Here is a 16,402-nt window from a genome sequence, read left to right as displayed (position 1 = left end):
GCCGTCACGACCGTCACGACCGTCACGACCACAGGGCGGGTCCTCTAGTGCTGCGACCGGAAAGGTCTACCGGGTCGCGGCGCCCGGCACGGCACCTCGCCGCGTTGTCGGACCACGGAAGTACGTCCAGTACGAGCCGCGGCCCTCCGCCTTGCGTTGCACCGCACCGAACACCGCGACCCGGCAAACCTTCCCGGCCACAGCACTAGTCGCTCCTGCGGGCGATCTGCACGTTCTCCAGCACGCCGAGCGCGTCGGGCACGAGGATCGCGGCGGAGTAGTAGGTGGTGACCAGGTAGGAGATGATCGACTTCTCGTCGATGCCCATGAAGCGCACCGACAGGCCCGGCTCGTACTCCTCCGGCAGACCGGTCTGGCGCAGCCCGATCACGCCCTGGTTGTCCTCGCCGGTTCGCATGGCGAGGATCGAGCTGGTGTTCTCCTTGCTGATGGGGATCTTGTTGCAGGGCAGGATCGGAACCCCGCGCCAGGCCGGGACCTGCTGCCCGCCGACGTCGACGTGGTCCGGGTAGAGCCCGCGGGCGTTCATCTCACGACCGATCGCCGCGATCGTCCGGGGGTGGGCGAGGAAGAGCTTGGTGCCACGGCGGCGGCAGAGCAGCTCGTCGAGGTCGTCCGGCGTGGGCGGGCCGGAGTGGGTCTGGATCCGCTGCTTGAAGGCGGCGTTGTGGAGCAGGCCGAACTCCCGGTTGTTGACCAGCTCGTGCTCTTGCCGCTCGCGCAGCGCCTCGATGGTGAGCCTGAGCTGCTCCTCCGTCTGGTTCATCGGCCCGTTGTAGAGGTCGGCGACCCTCGTGTGGACCCGCAGCACGGTCTGCGCGATGGAGAGTTCGTACTCGCGCGGCTTGGATTCGTAGTCGACGAAGGTACCCGGCAGCTCGGCCTCGCCGGTGTGGCCGGCCGACATCGCGATCTCGGCCTCACCGTGCCGGTTCTGCCGCTGCAGGGGAAGGGAGCTGAACTGCTCGATGTGGGCCTGGAGGTGCGGGGCCGAGGACAGGACGGCGGCGAAGTCGCCGCGGGAGAGCGTGAGCAGGGTGCCGGCGGTCTCGGCGGTGGCGGTGTAGTCCCACCTGGCGTCGGCGTCCAGCAGGGCGTTCTCACCGAACCGGTCGCCGTCCGCGAGCACCGCGACGGTGACGTCGTCGCCGTACTTTCCGATGGACGTCTGGCTGATCCGGCCGTGGGCGATCAGGTGGATCTGCTCGGCGGGGGTACCGCGCTCGACCACCACCTCGCCGACACGGAAGTCGCGCTGGACGCACCGGCCGGCGATCGCCGTCAGCACCTCGTCGTCGTCGAAGCCGCGCAGCAGGGCCAGTTCGCCGAGCTCGCGGGGGATGACCTGGACGTGGGCACCGTCCTGGACGAACTCGATGCGCCCGTCGCCGACGGTGTAGCTCAGCCGGCGGTTGACCCGGTAGGCGCCGCCCTTGGTCTCCACCCACGGGAGCATCCGCAGCAGCCAGCGGGAGGTGATCTCCTGCATCTGCGGGGCGGACTTGGTCGTGGTGGCGAGGTTGCGGGCGGCCGAGGTGCCGAGGCTGGACTGCCGAGGGGGCTCCAGCTGGGCTTCCGGGCTGGTGTCAACGGTCATCGGGCGAGCTCTCCTTCTTAAGGGCGGTGATCGGCGTGCGTGCGCGTCACGGTGCGAGAGGAAAAAGAGGGCGAAATCCGGGAATCCGTCCAGATCCGGGGGAACAGTAACGGCCGAAAGACCTTGTTGATCTTGAAAAAACGTTTTCGTTGCTTCGTTCCAGTGATCTTGTGCGTGCCGGGGTTTGACTGGGCGACCGACGACTTCCGGCCTGGTCGAGACCGGTCCGGTGTGGTTTCCGAGGCGCTCGCCAGGGGGCTGGAAGACTCGGTCCATGAACCCAGCCGCAGAGTCGCGGTCCGCCGGCGAAGCGTGGTCGCGCCGCGCGTGGGGGGACCTGTTCGCGATCCTGTCGGAGGCCGACCGGCACCAGCCGCTCGATCCCGACGACCTGGAGCGGCTCGCGCTCGCCGCGCACCTGACCGGGAGGGATCCCGAGAGCGACGACCTGTGGACGAGGGCCCACCACGCGTGGCTGACCCGCGGCGATGTGCCGCGGGCCGTCCGCTGCGTGTTCTGGCTGGGGCTGAACCTGGCGCTCGGCGGGAAGTGGGCCCGTAGCGCCGGCTGGATGGCGCGGGCGCGGCGGCTCCTCGACGACGCCGCGCAGCCCGACTGCGTCGAAGAGGGGTACCACCTGGCCCTGACGGGGCTCCAGAGCTATCTCGCGGGGGACGCCGAGAACGCCCGGGCCGTGTCCGAGCGGGCACTGCGCTCGCGACGCGGTTCGAGGATCCGGACCTGATGAATTTCGCCATGGTCGCCATCGGCGAGAGCCTGATCCGGCTCGGGCGGACCGGGGAAGGGGTCCGGCTGCTGGACGAGGCCATGGTCGGGGTGACGGCGGGCGAGGTGTCCCCGGTGGTGTCCGGACTCGCCTACCGTGCCGTGATCGCGGCCTGCCACGAGGTCTTCGACCTGCTTCGGGCCCGGGAGTGGACGGCCGAGCTGTCCCGGTGGTGCTCGGCGCAGCAGGAGCTGGTGCCGTACCGCGGCATCTGCCTGGCCCATCGGGTCGAGATCATGCGTCTGCACGGGGACTGGACGGACGCCCTGGACGAGGCGAACCGCGTGTGCGGTGGATGCGCTCGGTACCGGCGGCGCAGTCCGCCGACGCCGCCTACTACCAATACGGCGAGCTCCACCAGCTGCGCGGGGAGCGCGACGAGGCGGAGCGGGCCTACGGGGAGGCCGGCAGGCTCGGTCACACCGCACAGCCGGGAATCGCGCTGTCCCTGCTCGCGGCCGGGGCCGGGGAAGCCGCCGAGCGCGCCATCCGCACCGCACTCGACTCCGCCGGCGACCGGGCCTCCAGGTGCCGGATCCTGCCGGCGTACGTGGAGGTCATGCTCGCCGCGGACAAGGTCGAGGAAGCCCGCACCGCCGCGGAGGAACTGGCCGCGGCCGCCGAGGCCTTGAATTCCCCCCTGCTGGACGCGGTCAGCGGACAGGCGAGGGGCGCCGTGCTCCTGGCGTCCGGTGAGGCGCGCGGCGCCCAAGCGGTGCTCGGCCATGCGGTGGCGACGTTCCTGGACCTCGACGCGCCCTACGACGCCGCCCGGACCCGCCTGCTCATCGGCCTGTCGTGCCGGGAGACCGGTGACGAGATCACCGCACGGCTGGAGATCGAGGCCGCCACATCGGTCTTCCGGGAGCTGGGGGCCGTACCGGACCTGATCCGCGCCGAGGAGCTCGCGCTCAGGGCCACGCCCAGGACGGCGGGCCTGCTCACGGCCCGGGAGATGGAGGTGCTGCGGCACGTGGCGGTGGGCAAGTCGAACCGGGCCGTGGCGGACGACCTGTTCCTGAGCGAGAAGACGGTCGCCCGTCACCTCGGCAACATCTTCACCAAGCTCGCAGTGTCATCGCGTGCCGCGGCCACGGCATACGCGCACAAGCACGGCCTCGTCTGACGGCCCGGGAAGAATTACCCACGTCCAGGAGTGGACGTTCTGCGGACGCGGAGCGGCCCGCCCGCCGCCTAGCGTTTCTCCGTACCAACCCTTCGGTGCCGAGTGACAGCAGGTGACGTCATGACGAACCAGAACTACGACGCCATCGTGGTCGGGGCACGGTGCGCCGGCGCACCGACCGCGATGCTTTTGGCCCGCCGGGGCTACCGGGTGCTCGTCGTCGACAGGGCCGCCTTCCCGAGCGACACGGTTTCCACCCACCTCATCCACCCGCCCGGCGTCGCCGCCCTGGACAGGCGGGGACTGCTCTCCCAGGTGGTCGGGAGCGGCTGTCCGCCGATCGACACCTACCGCTTCGACTTCGGCCCCCTCACCATCGAGGGCTCGCCGGCCGGCGCCGGGTTCCAGGCCGCGTACGCCCCGCGACGTACTGTCCTGGACAAGATCCTCGCCGACGCCGCCCGGGAGTCCGGGGCAGAGGTGCGCGAGGGCTTCACCGTGGAGGACCTCGTGATCGAGGGCGACACCGTGACGGGAATCAGGGGGCACGGCGCCGGCGGGAGGAGCGTCACGGAGTACGCCCGCGTCGTCGTCGGCGCGGACGGCATCCGCTCGCTCGTCGCGAAGGCCGTCGGCGCCGTCGCGTACGCCGAGAAGCCGAAGCTCCAGTGCAGCTACTACTCGTACTGGACGGGACTGCCGATGAACGGCCGGTTCGAGACCTATGTCAGGCCCGACCGGGCCTTCGCCACGTGGCCCACGAAGGACGGCCGGACGGTGGTCATCTGCGGGCTGCCGATGCGCGACTTCGAGGCCAACCGGCCGGACGTCGAGGCCGACTACCTGGCCACCATGGCGCTGGTGCCCTCGTTCGCCGAGCGGGCCGCGTCGGCCACGCGCGTGGAGCGCATCGTGGGCATGGGGGTCCCCAACTTCTTCCGCAGGCCGTACGGCCCCGGCTGGGCACTGGTCGGCGACGCCGGCTACCTCAAGGACTTCATCACCGCACAGGGCATCCAGGACGCCTTCCGCGACGCGGAACTGTGTGCACGGGCACTCGATCAGACCTTCACCGGCAGGCGGTCCTTCGACACGGCCATGAAGGAGTACCAGGAGAGCAGGGACGGGCAGGTCATGCCGATGTACGAGTTCACCGCCCAGCTCGCCTCGATGGACCCGCCGCCGGCGGAGCTGCAGCAGCTGCTCGGTGCGGTGTCGCACAGCCGTCCGGCCATGGACGCGTTCGCCAGGATGGCGGCGGGCGTCACCTCGCCCGCGGAGTTCTTCTCGGACGGAAACCTGGAACGGCTCCTCAGGTGACCGGCTCGGGGGCCGGTACGGGCCCGGGCAGCGGGCCTGGCTGCGGGTACGGATCCGGTCGCGGGCCCGGCGACGGTTGCGGATCGGGTTCGGGCTGCGGTGGTGCCGGCGGCACCGGGTCGGGCCCGCCGGGAGCGGGCACGGGACCCGGCAGCGGTCCGGGCTGCGGCCCGGGCCCCGGACCGGGCGCCGGGGTGGGGTTGGGAGGCACGGGGTCGTTGGGCGGGGTGCCCATGGCCTCTAAGTTTAAATTCCTGGGGAACGCGGGCACCGCACGCGGGGTGGGGATCGGCGGCGGTTCGGGCATCGGGTCGGGTCCGGGGACGGGCCTGGGAACCGGCCTCGGCGTGTGGGGGTCGTTGGGGAAGGGGTGCGTGGGGGGCGCCGGCCTGCGGCCCTGCGGATCCCGCGGGAACGGGTTGGCGGGCGGCCCGGCCTTGATGTTCGTCATGAGTGGGTCCCTTGACTCGTAGGGGTACCCCCGGTGTCGATGGAGCGCCTGCCCGCTCCTGGGCGGCCGAATCCCCCTCGTCCCTCGGGGCGGGTACCGCGAGCGGAAGTGCGGGTCCGGTCAGCGGTCGTCGCTCTCCCGGTCGGGGCGGCGGCCCCGGGGATGGGGATGTATCTGCTCCTCGCGTCCGATGCCGGGGCGCTGCCGTTTGGCCGAGTGCCCTTCGAGGTCACGCCCGCCGGAGTCCTGCCGGTCGGTGTCCTGCCGGTCTTCGACGACGGCCCGGTCCGCTTCCCGTCGGGCCTCCTCGTCACCGCTCTCTCCGATCGCCTGCGACGGTGTGCTCCGCGGGTGGCGACCCGATCGGCCGTGCTCGCTCATGGCTCACTCCCTCGATCGTCCTGCCCCCTCCCGACCGCCTACCCCGCTCGGCCGCGCCCAGACACCCGGACGACCCGGCCCGGCCGGGTCACTCCTCGCGCCGGCGCGAGGAGTGATGCCCCCCTGCTCCGGGCAGGCACGTCTGAGGGGTTTGCTGGAAGGACGGTGAGCGCGATGGCACGTCCAGTCTGGGCGGGAGTCCTGAGCTTCGGGCTGGTCAGCCTGCCCGTCGGCCTCTACACGGCCACCGACAGCCACACGATCCACTTCCACCAGCTCCAGCGCGGCACGTCCGACCGGATCCGCAACCGACGGGTCAACGAACGCACCGGCAAGGAGGTCGACCTCTCCGACATCGTGAAGGGCTACGACGACGGCGACGAGTACGTTCTCGTCGAGCCCGAGGAGCTGGACGACATCGCCCCCGGGCGCTCACGGGCCCTCGACATCACCGGATTCGTCGATCTCGAAGACGTCGATCCGATCTTCTTCGACAAGACGTACTACCTCGCGCCCAAGGGCAAGGAGTACGCCAAGGTCTACAGCCTCCTGGAGCAGGCCCTCGACAAGGCCGGGAAGGCCGGCATCGCCACGTTCGTCATGCGCCAGCACGAGTACCTCGTCGCGGTCAAGGCGGAGAACCAGCTGCTCGCCTGCCACACGCTGCACTGGGCCGACGAGATCCGCGACCCCCGCAAGGAGATCGGCTCCCTGCCCGGAAGGGCGAAGTCCTCGGCGAAGGAGGTGCGAATGGCCGAGCAGCTCATCGACGCGCTGAGCGCGGGGCCCCGGCGAAGAAGCGGCTCGCGGCCGGCCGCGATGACCTGCGCGAGCTGACGAAGGCCGAGCTCTACAAGAGGGCCACCGCCGCGAAACTCCCCGGCCGTTCCACCATGACCCACGATCAACTCGTCGACGCGCTCACCGGGGCGTCTTCGGCCCCGGCGAAGGCGGCTGCCTGATTCCGCCGCTCCGCCGCCCGGCTCCGCCGCACTCATCGGGTCCGGGAGGTTTCGAGGGCACCGTACGGGTTACGCGCACCGGTATCGGAAGTTGTCCGCCGAGCGAACGGTGAGGTACTCCGTGACGCGTCCCGACCTGCACATCCCAGGGGGAGTCTCCCCACCGGCGCGGCCGAGCCACCCCGCCCCGGACGACGACCCGCTTCCGAAGGACCACACCCAGGCGATCCTGGAGACCACCAAACACGTGGCGGCGCTGCTCAAGGGCTCCGGGCTGCCCTTCGCGCTCGCCGGCAGCGTGGCCGCCTTCGCCCACGGGCTGCCGGCCCGCTTCCAGCACGACACGGACTTCTGTGTGCGGCCCGAGGACGCCGAGGCGGCGATCAAGGCCCTGGAGGCCGGCGGCATCACGATGCGCCGCGCTCCGGAGGACTGGCTGGTCAAGGGCAGTTCGGGCGGGGAGGAGATCGACCTGATCTTCGAACTGGCCCGGCGTCCGGTGAGCACGGAACTCCTGGAGCGGGCGACCGTCAAGGCGGTGGACTCGGTCTGGATGCCGGTCCTCGCCCCCACCGACCTCATGGACAGCCGCCTCGCCGCGCTCTGCGAGCACTACTGCGACTTCGGCGACCTGTTGCCCATGGCCCGGATGCTGCGCGAGCAGATCGACTGGGAGCGGCTGGACCGGGACCACCGCTCGGCCCCGCTGCCCGACGCCTTTCTCCACTTGCTGGAACGGCTCCGCGTCATCGACCGCGAGGAAAGCACGGAGGTCGGGCCATGACATCCGCCGAGAGCATCGAGTACCGCATCGAGCACCTGCGCGACCGGCTGGCCCGCGAGGACGTCGCCGAGCTCGGCCTGCGGATCGACACGCGCGGGGCCCGGGCCGTCGTCCGGGGTCGCGTGGCCGACGAGGAGTGCCGCGAGGCCGTCCTGCGGATCGCCGGGGAGGAGCTGGCCGGCGCGGACTGGTACGCGGACCTCACGGTGAGCCACCACGGGGCTCCCGACCACACCGAGGAGCTGTCGTGATCCGCGTCGCGGCCGTCGGGGACATCCACCTCGGCCCGGACAGCGCCGGACTGCTGCGGCCCGCCTTCGACACCCTCGGCGACTGCGCGGACCTGCTGCTCCTGGCCGGTGACCTGACCCGGCACGGCACCGCGCGGGAGGCCCGGGTGGTGGCCGGCGAGGTGGCAGCGCTGGCGGTCCCCGTGGTCGCGGTACTCGGAAACCACGACTACCAGAGCAACCAGGAGGAGGCCGTCGCCCGGGAGCTGACCGACGCGGGGGTGCACGTCCTGGAGGGTGACGGCGTGGTCCTCGATCTCGGCGGGACGAGGGTCGGAGTCGCGGGCACGAAGGGCTTCTGCGGAGGCTTCGCCGGCCGCAGCGGCAGCGAGTTCGGCGAACCGGAGATGAAGGCGTTCATGCGCTACAGCCGTACCCGCGCCGAAGGGCTCGCGAAGGCGCTGCGCGAACTCCAGGACGGCGGCAGCACGCTGCGCATCGCGCTCACGCACTACGCTCCCGTCCCGGACACCGTCGCCGGCGAGCCGCCGGAGATCTACCCGTTCCTCGGCAGCTACCACTTGGCGGAGGCGATCGACGAGGCCGGAGCGGACTTCGCCGTGCACGGGCACGCCCACCTCGGCACCGAGCACGGCATGACGGCGGGCGGTGTCCACGTCCGGAACGTGGCGATGGCCGTCATCGACCGTGCCTTCGCCGTGTACCACCTCTCCCCGGCCCTTCGGTGAGTACGCGGCCCCTCGGTGAGTACGCGGGCCTTCGGTGAGGAACGCGGACGTGAATGGTCTTGCCGCCGCTCGGGCGTACCCGCGCCCTTTCTGGGGAGACGCCTGAGGGACGGTGACACCGGCGGGGCGGTGTTCGAGCAGCCGCCCGCCCGGCCGCCTTCCCGGCCCGGGACCGTCGCCGCGCACAGAGAGGCATGAGCCATGACCGAGGAAGAGATGTGGGGCTACCACCAGGACGCGGGATACCAACAGGGGATCGACCTCGTCGGCTACAAGGTCGAGGCCACCGACGGCAGCATCGGAAAGATCGACAAGCACTCCGAGGACGTCGGCGCTTCCCACCTCGTGGTCGACACCGGTGTCTGGATCTTCGGTAAGCACGTACTGCTCCCGGCCGGCACGATCAAGCGCATCGACACGGCCGAAGAGAAGGTCTACGTCAACCGGAGCAAGGACCAGATCAAGAACGCCCCCGAGTTCGACGAGGCCAAGTACGGCGGCGGGCCCAGCTATCTGGAGCAGTTCGCCCGGTACTACAACCAGCCCCACATGTGAGCCCATGAGCACCGCGGGCGAGGGAGCCGCAAGCCACGTCCACGTCGGGGGCCTGTCGTGAGCTACGTGAGCGCCGGCGGCGCGTACACGCGTGACAGCCGCTACATCACCACCCGGATCACCGCCGACGGACGCGAGGGATTCCCCGTCGAACCGGGCCGCTACCGGCTGGTGGTCAGCCGGGCCTGCCCGTGGGCCGGGCGGGCGGTCATCGTACGACGGCTCCTGGGACTGGAGACCGCGCTGCCGATGGCCGTGGCCGGTCCGACCCATGACGAGCGCAGCTGGAGCTTCGACCTGGACCCGGGCGGCCGCGACCCCGTCCTCGGCATCGCGTTGCTCCGGGACGCCTACCTCGCCCGCGACCCCGGTGACGACCGGGGCGTCACGGTGCCGGCGATCGTCGACGTGGCCACCGGCGAGGTGGTGACCAACGACTTCGCGCGGATGACGATCGACATGTCGCTGGAATGGGCGGCGCACCACCGTGCGGGTGCCCCCGCGCTCTACCCGCGGGCACTGCGGCCGGAGATCGACGCCGTGGACGAGGTGGTCTACGGCGACGTGAACAACGGCGTCTACCAGGCCGGGTTCGCCGGATCCCAGGAGGCGTACGCCTCGGCGTACACACGCCTGTTCACCCGCCTCGACCTGCTCACCGAGCGTCTCAGGACGTCCCGTTACCTCGTCGGTGACACCATCACCGAGGCGGACGTGCGGCTGTTCACGACGCTCGTACGCTTCGACGCCGTGTACCACGGCCACTTCAAGTGCAACCGGCAGAAGCTTTCCGAGATGCCGGTCCTCTGGGGCTACGCGCGGGACCTGTTCCAGACTCCCGGATTCGGCGACACGGTCGACTTCGACCACATCAAGCGCCACTACTACCTGGTCCACCAGGACATCAACCCGACGGGCGTCGTGCCCGCCGGCCCGGACCCGTCGGGCCGGCTCGCCCCCCACGACCGGGCGTCGCTCGCCGGCCGCCCCTTCGGCGACGGGACCGCGCCCGGGCCGGTCGCGCCCGGGGAGGCCGTACCGGCCGGACACACACCGCTCGGGCGGACGTGAAGTAAGCGGAGGCAGAGCCTCCGAATCACACATTCCGGCGCCGGAACCGGGCAGAAGGCGCTTGGGAGATCAGATCGGAGAGAATCATGATCGCACTCGGAATCGTCCTGTTGATCGTCGGCTACCTCCTCGGAATCTCGATCCTGTGGACCCTCGGAATCATCCTGGTCGTCATAGGCGTCGTCCTGTGGATCCTCGGCTCCGTCGGACACGCGGTCGGAGGACGGCGCCACTATTGGTAGGCGCACCGCGTCCCTTGGCGAGCCGGCGGAACACACCGCCGGCTCGCCTCTTCGCGTCGGACCGAGCCGGCGCAGAGGGGCCACCCCTCGACGGTTGCCGCTCGGCCGATCGGGTAGCCGCTTCGATGACATCCACGAACGCTCCCTGGGGAGGCGGTTTCATGATCCAGGTATCGATACCGCTGATCCCCGCGGACGACGGCATGCTGCTGATCCCCGCCGATCACGTCACCGCCCTGCTGCGCCGCCTCGCGGGCGACTGGCTGGAGACGACGGACGCCGGAGAGATGCGCGGCGACGAGCAGACCGTCCTGGACCTGGCGGGCGTGCTGACCGAGCTCGCCGATCAGATCGACGTCGAATGCATCGGCTTCACGTCCGCCCCGAATCTGCAGGGCGACCGTTAGGGCGGCGGTCCTGGGCTGCTCCCGCCACCTGACCGTCCGGACGCGCTCCACTACGGGTCGCGGCGGGCCCGCGAGTACCGTGGGAGAGGCCCGGGTCGCATGAGGCGAATGAGGTTGGTCGGCGTGTCGACATCAAGTCACGAGACATTCGGTGCACCGTGCTGGGTCAGTCTCATGACCCGCGACCTCGGTGCCGCTCAGGAGTTCTACGGAGCGGTCCTCGGCTGGGATTTCCGCCCGGGCCGCCTAGGAGACGGCTACTGTGTCGGTTTCCTCGACGGGGTCCCGGTGGCCGGCCTCGGTGCCCTGGACCAGGCGCTCTCCATCCCGGTGGCCTGGACACCGTATTTCGCCGTCGACGACGCCGATGTCGCGGCCGCGCGGATCCGCGAACGCAGCGGAACCGTCGCCGTCGGCCCCCTCTCCTTCGGCACCGGCCGGGTGGCGCTCGCCTCCGACCGCGACGGGGCGGCCTTCGGGATCTGGCAGGGAAGCTCCATCCCCGACTGGGGTATCGGCGACGAGGCCGCTCCCGCCTGGCTGGAGCTGCGCACCAGGAACGCCTTCGACGCCGCCATCTTCTACGGCGAGGTCCTGGAGTGGGCCTGTGACCACGCCGGCTGCTGCGAGGTCGCCTACGCCGAGGAGGACGACCGCATCCTGCTGCGCCACGCGAACCAGACGGTGGCCCGCCTGCGCGGCGGGGCCCTGGCCGAGGCCCCCGACCCGCACGTCCGGCCCCGCTGGGACGTCCACTTCCGGGTCCCCGACCTCGAAACCGCCGTGAAGACCGCGATCACACTGGGCGGCAGCAGCCTCTCCGGCGCGGACCCCGATCCCCTCACCCGCGAGGTCACCTTGCGGGACGCCGACGGCGCCGTGTTCGCCATCGCGGGTCCGGACGGGCCCGGACCCTCCTCCTGACCGGCTTTCGCCATGCTGCGGCGCCGCGGTGCGGTTAGCCGCCGAAGCGGAAGGCGAAGGCGGACGCCGGAGGAGAGGGGCTTCGTGATGGACGGGTCCGAGCTCTCCCGGCAGGAGCGGATGACTCTCGACGGCATCGTGAGGAGTCCGCCCTGCGCGCCCACCTGCCGCCGCGGGCCGGGTCGGGGATCGTGGGGGCATGAAGCCGCAGTCGGACACCTGGGCGGCGGGGGACGCCTACGAGCGGTACATGGGCCGGTGGAGCCGGCTGGTCGCGGACGGGTTCGTGACCTGGCTCGAATGCGCGGACGGCCTGCGTTGGCTGGACGTGGGCTGCGGTACGGGGGCGTTGACCGCGATGGTGGCCGCCCGGTGCCGGCCCCGGAAGGTACTGGGGCTGGACCGGTCCGCCGGGTTCGTGACCACGGCGCGGGCCGCGGCTCCCGCTCCGGCGTGCTTCGCCGTGGCCGACGGGCTGTCGCTGCCGGCGCGCGACGCGGTGTGCGACGTGGCCGTCAGCGGCCTGGCGCTCAACTTCTTCCCCGCCCCGGGTGCGGCGGTGGCCGAGGCGTCCCGCGTCGTGCGGCCGGACGGGCTGGTCGCCGCGTACGTGTGGGACTACGCGGAGGGCATGGGGTTCCTGCGCCACTTCTGGGATGCCGTGATCGCGGTGGACCCGTCCGCCGCCGCCGTGGACGAGGGCCGCCGGTTCCCGGTGTGCCGTCCGGATCCGCTCCGGTCGCTCTGGACGGGGGCGGGGCTCGTCGACGTGGACGTCGTCCCGGTCGAGGTGGCCACCGTCTTCTCCGGCTTCGCCGACCTGTGGGAGCCGTTCCTGGCCGGGCAGGGCCCCGCCCCCGGCTACGTCGCCGCCCTCGCCCCCGCCGCCCGGGACCGCTTGCGTGACGCGCTCCGCGCGAGCGTGCCGACGCGGGCGGACGGGTCGATCGCGCTCACCGCCCGCGCGTGGGCGGTCCGGGGCCGGAGGCCGCTCCGCGCCGGCACCTGACGGCGCCGGGTGCGCGATACCGGTTTCCGAGTGTGCGATCCGGTTGCCCGGGATGAGGCGGCGGGCGGCCCTCCGGGCTCGGCCGCAAGCCCGGGCCCTTTGGACAGAGGCGTCAGGCCGGGTGGCCGGGCTCCAGGTCCCGCACGTCGCTGTACCGGAGCAGCGCGGGCACCGTGCCCTCGGGGGGTCCGCATCCCCCGGCGGGCGCAAGCAGGAAGCCCACGTGGTCCCCGCCCTCGATCCGCTGCTCTATCCGGCCGGTGAACCAGGTCCGGACCTCGGTCAGTACCGGCCCTCCCGCCCCGCCCTGACGCCAGTCGACGCGCGCGAACTTGTCCACGCGGTCGCCGCTCTCGCCCCCGAAGAGTTCCGCGAGCTCCCGCTGCCCGTGGCCCAACGCGTGCACGGTGAGGTACGAGGCTCCGCGCGCGACCCGGTAGGTGTGGTTGGCGACGGACAGCCAGACCACGAACCGGGGCGGGTGGATCGAGCACTGCGAGGCGAACCCCACCAGGCAGCCCGCCCGCTCACCTCCGGCCGCGGCGGTGACGACGTACATCGGGCCGTCGTACACGCCGTCCAGGACATCGGGCTCTGCCATGGCGACTCCTCGTGACCTCGGCGGCCCGGCGCCCGATCGGTACCGGTGCCATCCGGCGACTACCCGCACACCGGCGGGGGAACCCGGCTGCGTGATCCCCGCCGGAACGGGCAGGCGCGGGATGCGGCGTGAACGCCGCAGGGCGTTCGCCCGGGGTTCGAAGGACGGCCACAGGGCCTGACAGCCGGGTGATTCGTCCCAATTGCGGCCTGCCGATCGCTGACGCATGGTGGTCAGCAGTACCCCCTCAGGAAGGAACGACCTCGTCATGAGCAAGGCAAAGGCAAAGGCGAAGCAGCTCAAGGGAAAGCTCAAGGAGAGCGCCGGCAGCGCGATGGACGACAAGCGCATGCAGGCGGAGGGCCGCGCCGAGGAGATGGGCGGCAAGGCCGAGGAGATGATGTCGAAGACCGAGGACAAGGCGAAGAAGGCCAAGGGCCGGCTCTGAGGATCCGCTGATCCACCCGGAGCCCGGTTCCGCGCGACCGCGCGTCCGAACCGGGCTCCGGGGCGGAGCAGGTCCACTCCCGGCCGCACGAGGACGGGCAGGCCGGCCTTTTCACGAGGCCGGCCGTACGAGTCCACGGGGGGCCGGGACGAAGGAGCCAGATGCCCGAGCAGCAGGATCCCGCCCAGCAGCCCCCCTCGGGCCCGCCCCCGGAGACGGTCGTGGTCCGCCTGACGGGCGAGATGGACATCGGCCGGGTCTCCGAAGTGCGCGCCCTGCTGCTCGAAGCGGTGACCCGCGCCGAGGGACCCGCCGAGACCGTCGTGGACCTCAGCGGCCTCACGTTCTGCGACTCCGCCGGGCTCAACGTCCTGCTCCGGGCCCGCCTGCAGGCCGTCGAGTCCGGTCACACCCTGCGTCTGGCCGCCCCGAGCGGCCAGATGCTGCGCTTGCTGGAGGTGACCGGATCCCTCGGTCTCTTCCCCATCGACCCGGAACCGCCCGCCTGACACCGATGCCCGTGGTGTAGTCACCCACATGGCCGGGTGCAGTCGGCGCGGCGGCAGTAGAAGCGTGCGGGTCGCCGCTCCCGCGGCCCCGCGCACGGCGTGTGCGACACGGCCCTCCCTCGCGGGTCCCCGCAGCACGGCTCCGGCCAGGGCCACCGCCAGGCCCGCCGGCCGGACACTTCCACCGTGCGGGTTTGGTGGCGTGCGAGGGGGTAGGCGCGAAATGTGTCGGGATACGAAACATGTGAAGGGGGTGTGTGATGCCGACGGCGGACGATGGCCGTTTCGCGGTCGAAGTACGGCCCGTCGGGGGTGCCACCGTCCTGGCGTTGGCCGGTGAGCTCGACCACGACACCGCCGAGCCCTTGCGGGAGGCTCTCGAAGCCGCCCGGGCAGGCGGAAGGCAGCGGCTGCTCGTCGACTTCAGCCGGCTGGAGTTCTGCGATTCCACGGGTTTGAACGTGTTGCTGCACAACCGGCTCGCGATCCAGGAATCGGGTGGCAGCCTTGAACTGATCGGCCTCCATCAGCCGATCGAGCGCATGTTCCACATCACAGGTGCGGACGGGCTCTTCCCGCTCCACCCCGATGTGGAGGCGGCGCTGGCGACACACCAGCGCGCGTAGCGGAGGAGCAGCGATGAGCGAGCGCCGGCAACCGGAGCGGACCCGGCGCCTGGTTCTGCACGACACCACGGATGCCGTCAGCCAGTGCCGTGACTTCACCCGCCGGGCCCTGACCGAGTGGCAATGGCTGCCGGGGGCCGGGAGCGGGAGCGGCGGCGCGTACGAGACCGCCGACGACGCCCTGCTGCTGGTGTCCGAGGTGGTGGCCAACGCCTGCATGCACGCGGGCGGGCCCAGCTCGCTCCTGCTGCGCTGCACGGGTGATCGGCTGCGCATCGAGGTCACCGACGCAAGTCCGGTCGCGCCGACCGTCAGGCATCCCTCCGACCCGGCCCGGCCCGGAGGCCATGGGCTGCTCATCGTGGAGCGGCTGGCCCGGGAGTGGGGCTCGGAGCCGGTGGACGGCGGGAAGTGCGTATGGGTGGAGCTCGACGCGCCGCCGGTCCTGCGGCAGGGCGACGGGACGCTCTCCGGGTGGCGGGACGGGTTCCCGCACCCCGCCTGAGCCCGGCCGCACCACCGAGCCGCGCCCCCGCCCCCCTGAGCCCCGCCCCCTGACGCCCGGACCCGGGATTCCGGTCAGCCCGCTGCCGAGTCCGCCCGCGCCCTCGCGTCCTCGTGCCGGTGTTCGTGCCGGTGTTCGTGCCGGTCTTCGTGCTGGTCTTCGCCCTGGTCCTCGTCGGCGTCCTCGTGGGCGTCCGTGAGCATTCCGGCCCGCAGCCTGGACATGATCCGGGCCAGCAGCCGCGAGACGTGCATCTGGGAGAGGCCGAGCCGGTCGCCTATCTCGGCCTGGGTCAGCTCCTCGCCGAAGCGCAGCGAGAGGATCAGCCGGTCTCGGTCGCCGAGCGTGGCGAGCAGCGGTTTCAGCGTCTCCAGGCATTCGATGCGGTCGTACGCGTCCTCCTCCGCCCCGAGCGGCCGCTCGCGGGGACCGGTGTCCGCCTCCTGGCCCACCGGGGCGTCCAGGGATCCGGCGGTATAGCCGTTGGCCGCCTGGAGGCCTTCGGCCAGTGCGGCGGTGCTGATCCCGAGGCGCTGCGCGAGCTCGCGGTCGGTCGGCCGCCGCCCCAGGCTCTGTTCCAGGGCGTCGTACGTCTTGGCGATGTCGAGCCGGAGCTCCTGGAGGCGCCGCGGAACCTTCACGGACCAGCTGGTGTCCCGGAAGAACCGCTTCATCTCGCCGGTGATGGTGGGGATGGCGAACGTGGTGAACTCGACCCCGCGCTCGACGTCGTACCGGTTGATGGCCTTGATCAGGCCGATCGTGCCGACCTGGACGATGTCTTCCAGTGGCTCGGAACGGTTGCGGAACCGCCGCGCCGCGTACTTCACCAGGCTGAGGTTCAGCTCGACGAGCGTGTTGCGCACGTACGAGTACTCGGGCGTCCCCTCGTGCAGCCGGTTCAGGCGCCGGAAGAGCGCGACGGACAGGGTCCGCGCCTCGGCCGTGCCGACCGCGAGCGGATCCTCGGGGACATCTGGCAGGTCGGGCACCTCGGAGACGTCGGGAATCTCGGCGTAGGGCTCGGCAAGGAGCGGATCCGCGGTGCCGCGAGAAACGGGTGACATGAGCTTCCTCCGACGGGTGTATGGCTTCCG

21 protein-coding genes are annotated in these 16,402 nt (G+C 71.5%); 17 read left to right on the top strand and 4 right to left on the bottom strand.

Translation table 11 applies throughout. The annotated features are described in order from the left end of the window. Positions 1-205 precede the first annotated feature (205 nt). Positions 206-1,618 (bottom strand): family 2B encapsulin nanocompartment shell protein, encoded by a 1,413-nt coding sequence (locus J7F03_RS16550; RefSeq protein WP_214950157.1) that lies wholly within the window; start codon positions 1,616-1,618, stop codon positions 206-208. A 274-nt stretch (positions 1,619-1,892) separates the two neighbouring features. Between J7F03_RS16550 and J7F03_RS16545 the strand changes: the two genes are divergently transcribed. From J7F03_RS16545 to J7F03_RS16535, 3 genes are all read left to right on the top strand, one after another. Then, entirely contained in the window at positions 1,893-2,363 is a 471-nt protein-coding gene (locus J7F03_RS16545) for a hypothetical protein (RefSeq protein ID WP_214950156.1), read from the top strand. Positions 2,364-2,700: 337 nt separating this feature from the next. Next, on the top strand, positions 2,701-3,531 hold the full coding sequence (locus J7F03_RS16540) for a LuxR C-terminal-related transcriptional regulator (protein ID WP_214950155.1): 831 nt from the start codon (positions 2,701-2,703) through the stop codon (positions 3,529-3,531). Positions 3,532-3,651: 120 nt separating this feature from the next. After that, the gene (locus tag J7F03_RS16535; protein ID WP_214950154.1) at positions 3,652-4,851 is read left to right on the top strand and encodes an NAD(P)/FAD-dependent oxidoreductase; all 1,200 of its coding nucleotides are present in this window, start codon (positions 3,652-3,654) and stop codon (positions 4,849-4,851) included. A 571-nt stretch (positions 4,852-5,422) separates the two neighbouring features. Here J7F03_RS16535 and J7F03_RS16530 read toward each other — a convergent pair. After that, a complete protein-coding gene (locus J7F03_RS16530; RefSeq protein WP_214950152.1) occupies positions 5,423-5,683 on the bottom strand; it encodes a hypothetical protein in 261 nt (86 codons plus the stop codon). 174 nt (positions 5,684-5,857) lie between these two features. On the opposite strand from J7F03_RS16530, the gene J7F03_RS16525 reads away from it, so the two are divergent. The 10 genes from J7F03_RS16525 to J7F03_RS16480 all read left to right on the top strand — a co-directional run bounded on the left by J7F03_RS16525 (position 5,858) and on the right by J7F03_RS16480 (position 12,616). Then, entirely contained in the window at positions 5,858-6,520 is a 663-nt protein-coding gene (locus J7F03_RS16525) for a Ku protein (RefSeq protein ID WP_251072024.1), read from the top strand. 246 nt (positions 6,521-6,766) lie between these two features. Next, on the top strand, positions 6,767-7,429 hold the full coding sequence (locus J7F03_RS16520) for a nucleotidyltransferase family protein (RefSeq protein ID WP_308379618.1): 663 nt from the start codon (positions 6,767-6,769) through the stop codon (positions 7,427-7,429). After that, positions 7,426-7,680, top strand: coding sequence for a hypothetical protein (locus J7F03_RS16515; protein ID WP_214950150.1), 255 nt, complete (start codon positions 7,426-7,428; stop codon positions 7,678-7,680). The genes J7F03_RS16520 and J7F03_RS16515 overlap by 4 nt, the downstream gene beginning before the upstream one ends. Next, positions 7,677-8,408 carry a metallophosphoesterase gene (locus J7F03_RS16510; RefSeq protein WP_214950149.1) on the top strand — a complete coding sequence of 244 codons (732 nt, stop codon included), beginning with the start codon at positions 7,677-7,679 and terminating at the stop codon, positions 8,406-8,408. Before J7F03_RS16515 ends, J7F03_RS16510 begins: the two co-directional genes overlap by 4 nt. A gap of 201 nt (positions 8,409-8,609) precedes the next feature. Next, complete coding sequence (locus J7F03_RS16505; protein WP_214950148.1) at positions 8,610-8,963, top strand: PRC-barrel domain-containing protein; 354 nt, start codon at positions 8,610-8,612, stop codon at positions 8,961-8,963. 66 nt (positions 8,964-9,029) lie between these two features. Next, a complete protein-coding gene (locus J7F03_RS16500) occupies positions 9,030-10,034 on the top strand; it encodes a glutathione S-transferase family protein (protein ID WP_214950488.1) in 1,005 nt (334 codons plus the stop codon). 86 nt (positions 10,035-10,120) lie between these two features. Next, entirely contained in the window at positions 10,121-10,276 is a 156-nt protein-coding gene (locus J7F03_RS16495; protein ID WP_214950147.1) for a DUF6131 family protein, read from the top strand. Between the two features lie 161 nt (positions 10,277-10,437). After that, a complete protein-coding gene (locus tag J7F03_RS16490; protein ID WP_214950145.1) occupies positions 10,438-10,683 on the top strand; it encodes a DUF6213 family protein in 246 nt (81 codons plus the stop codon). 174 nt (positions 10,684-10,857) lie between these two features. Then, on the top strand, positions 10,858-11,607 hold the full coding sequence (locus tag J7F03_RS16485) for a VOC family protein (protein WP_214950143.1): 750 nt from the start codon (positions 10,858-10,860) through the stop codon (positions 11,605-11,607). A gap of 199 nt (positions 11,608-11,806) precedes the next feature. Continuing rightward, on the top strand, positions 11,807-12,616 hold the full coding sequence (locus J7F03_RS16480; RefSeq protein WP_214950141.1) for a class I SAM-dependent methyltransferase: 810 nt from the start codon (positions 11,807-11,809) through the stop codon (positions 12,614-12,616). Positions 12,617-12,728: 112 nt separating this feature from the next. On the opposite strand, the gene J7F03_RS16475 is transcribed toward J7F03_RS16480, so the two are convergent. Then, positions 12,729-13,217 carry a flavin reductase family protein gene (locus J7F03_RS16475; RefSeq protein WP_214950139.1) on the bottom strand — a complete coding sequence of 163 codons (489 nt, stop codon included), beginning with the start codon at positions 13,215-13,217 and terminating at the stop codon, positions 12,729-12,731. A gap of 268 nt (positions 13,218-13,485) precedes the next feature. Between J7F03_RS16475 and J7F03_RS16470 the strand changes: the two genes are divergently transcribed. From J7F03_RS16470 to J7F03_RS16455, 4 genes are all read left to right on the top strand, one after another. After that, a complete protein-coding gene (locus J7F03_RS16470) occupies positions 13,486-13,665 on the top strand; it encodes a CsbD family protein (protein ID WP_214950136.1) in 180 nt (59 codons plus the stop codon). Positions 13,666-13,826: 161 nt separating this feature from the next. Continuing rightward, positions 13,827-14,174 carry an STAS domain-containing protein gene (locus J7F03_RS16465; protein ID WP_214950134.1) on the top strand — a complete coding sequence of 116 codons (348 nt, stop codon included), beginning with the start codon at positions 13,827-13,829 and terminating at the stop codon, positions 14,172-14,174. 260 nt (positions 14,175-14,434) lie between these two features. Next, positions 14,435-14,800 (top strand): STAS domain-containing protein, encoded by a 366-nt coding sequence (locus J7F03_RS16460; RefSeq protein ID WP_214950131.1) that lies wholly within the window; start codon positions 14,435-14,437, stop codon positions 14,798-14,800. 13 nt (positions 14,801-14,813) lie between these two features. Continuing rightward, positions 14,814-15,305, top strand: a complete 492-nt coding sequence (locus J7F03_RS16455) for an ATP-binding protein (RefSeq protein ID WP_214950129.1) — start codon at positions 14,814-14,816, stop codon at positions 15,303-15,305. A 74-nt stretch (positions 15,306-15,379) separates the two neighbouring features. On the opposite strand, the gene J7F03_RS16450 is transcribed toward J7F03_RS16455, so the two are convergent. Then, positions 15,380-16,372 (bottom strand): SigB/SigF/SigG family RNA polymerase sigma factor, encoded by a 993-nt coding sequence (locus J7F03_RS16450; RefSeq protein ID WP_214950128.1) that lies wholly within the window; start codon positions 16,370-16,372, stop codon positions 15,380-15,382. Between the last annotated feature and the right edge of the window lie 30 nt (positions 16,373-16,402).

Origin of the sequence: Streptomyces sp. ISL-43, from assembly GCF_018614195.1 — a bacterium.
Lineage (GTDB): Bacteria > Actinomycetota > Actinomycetes > Streptomycetales > Streptomycetaceae > Streptomyces.
Note: the sequence above shows the minus strand (reverse complement) of the source record. Positions and strands in the feature narration are given on the sequence as shown.

Coding starts and splice junctions, on each gene's coding strand:
- J7F03_RS16455 (WP_214950129.1), top strand. CDS start 14,814: ATGAGCGAGCGCCGGCAACCGGAGCGGACCCGGCGCCTGGTTCTGCAC.
- J7F03_RS16505 (WP_214950148.1), top strand. CDS start 8,610: ATGACCGAGGAAGAGATGTGGGGCTACCACCAGGACGCGGGATACCAA.
- J7F03_RS16540 (WP_214950155.1), top strand. CDS start 2,701: ATGCGCTCGGTACCGGCGGCGCAGTCCGCCGACGCCGCCTACTACCAA.
- J7F03_RS16525 (WP_251072024.1), top strand. CDS start 5,858: ATGGCACGTCCAGTCTGGGCGGGAGTCCTGAGCTTCGGGCTGGTCAGC.
- J7F03_RS16485 (WP_214950143.1), top strand. CDS start 10,858: ATGACCCGCGACCTCGGTGCCGCTCAGGAGTTCTACGGAGCGGTCCTC.
- J7F03_RS16450 (WP_214950128.1), bottom strand. CDS start 16,372: ATGTCACCCGTTTCTCGCGGCACCGCGGATCCGCTCCTTGCCGAGCCC.
- J7F03_RS16550 (WP_214950157.1), bottom strand. CDS start 1,618: ATGACCGTTGACACCAGCCCGGAAGCCCAGCTGGAGCCCCCTCGGCAG.
- J7F03_RS16490 (WP_214950145.1), top strand. CDS start 10,438: ATGATCCAGGTATCGATACCGCTGATCCCCGCGGACGACGGCATGCTG.
- J7F03_RS16460 (WP_214950131.1), top strand. CDS start 14,435: ATGCCGACGGCGGACGATGGCCGTTTCGCGGTCGAAGTACGGCCCGTC.
- J7F03_RS16535 (WP_214950154.1), top strand. CDS start 3,652: ATGACGAACCAGAACTACGACGCCATCGTGGTCGGGGCACGGTGCGCC.
- J7F03_RS16545 (WP_214950156.1), top strand. CDS start 1,893: ATGAACCCAGCCGCAGAGTCGCGGTCCGCCGGCGAAGCGTGGTCGCGC.
- J7F03_RS16465 (WP_214950134.1), top strand. CDS start 13,827: ATGCCCGAGCAGCAGGATCCCGCCCAGCAGCCCCCCTCGGGCCCGCCC.
- J7F03_RS16515 (WP_214950150.1), top strand. CDS start 7,426: ATGACATCCGCCGAGAGCATCGAGTACCGCATCGAGCACCTGCGCGAC.
- J7F03_RS16530 (WP_214950152.1), bottom strand. CDS start 5,683: ATGAGCGAGCACGGCCGATCGGGTCGCCACCCGCGGAGCACACCGTCG.
- J7F03_RS16480 (WP_214950141.1), top strand. CDS start 11,807: ATGAAGCCGCAGTCGGACACCTGGGCGGCGGGGGACGCCTACGAGCGG.
- J7F03_RS16495 (WP_214950147.1), top strand. CDS start 10,121: ATGATCGCACTCGGAATCGTCCTGTTGATCGTCGGCTACCTCCTCGGA.
- J7F03_RS16475 (WP_214950139.1), bottom strand. CDS start 13,217: ATGGCAGAGCCCGATGTCCTGGACGGCGTGTACGACGGCCCGATGTAC.
- J7F03_RS16470 (WP_214950136.1), top strand. CDS start 13,486: ATGAGCAAGGCAAAGGCAAAGGCGAAGCAGCTCAAGGGAAAGCTCAAG.